2 protein-coding genes are annotated in these 881 nt (G+C 63.2%); both read left to right on the top strand.

Annotation, left to right across the window (positions count from 1 at the left end):
• Positions 1–757 (top strand): molybdopterin cofactor-binding domain-containing protein (locus tag AC1DT3_RS22880; protein ID WP_477467452.1); only part of this gene is annotated, 757 nt, incomplete at its 5' end.
• Positions 754–881, top strand: a 128-nt coding sequence (locus AC1DT3_RS22875; protein ID WP_477467453.1) for an XdhC family protein, incomplete at its 3' end; no start/stop codon positions are given. The genes AC1DT3_RS22880 and AC1DT3_RS22875, both read left to right, overlap by 4 nt.

The following is an 881-nucleotide window of genomic DNA, read 5'->3' as shown; positions in this document are numbered from 1 at the left end:
CTCATCGGGATCGGACCTCAACGGCATGGCCGCGCGCATCGCCGCCGCGGCGATCAAAGCGCGGATGACGGCCTTCGCGGCGCAGGCCTATGACGTTCCCGCTGATCAGATCGCGTTTCGCGACGATCGCGTCTTCATCGGAAACGAAAGCCTGGCATTCGCCGAAATGGCGAAGAAGTGTGTCATCGGACGCGTCGCGTTGTCGGAGGCCGCCCATTACAAGACACCGAAAATTCACTGGGACCGGGAAAAGGCGAAGGGGCGGCCCTTCTTCTATTTCGCCTATGGCGCAGCCTGTGCGGAAGTGATCGTCGACACGCTGACCGGTGAGAACCAGGTCACGCGCATCGACATCCTGCACGATGTCGGAAAGTCGCTCAATCCGGCGATCGATATTGGTCAGATCGAAGGCGGGTTCGTGCAGGGCATGGGCTGGCTGACGACGGAAGAGCTGGTCTTCGACAAAGAAGGGCGCCTTCTCACTCACGCGCCGTCCACCTACAAGATCCCGGTTGCGTCCGACGTTCCCGAGGATTTTCGCGTGGCTTTGTTCCCGAGTGCCAACCGGGAGGACACCATCTATCGCTCGAAGGCGGTGGGCGAGCCGCCGCTCATGCTGGCGATCAGTGTTTTCTGTGCCTTGAGCGACGCCGTTCACGCGCTTGATCCTGCAAAGCCTGTCCCACTCCATGCTCCGGCGACGCCCGAAGCGATCTTGCGGGCATGTGAGGCCGTACGCGGGAGGCCGATGGCGTGAAGACGTGGCAGCGCCTGGCGGAGATCGTTGCCGAGCACGGCGCAGCTGCCCTCGTGAGCGTCCACGGAGTCAAAGGCTCTGCGCCGCGGGAAGTCGGTGCGCGCATGATCGTGCGGCCCGACGG

It is taken from the genome of Microvirga sp. P4_G7, from assembly GCF_056401005.1.
This window is presented reverse-complemented; position numbering and strand designations above follow the sequence as displayed.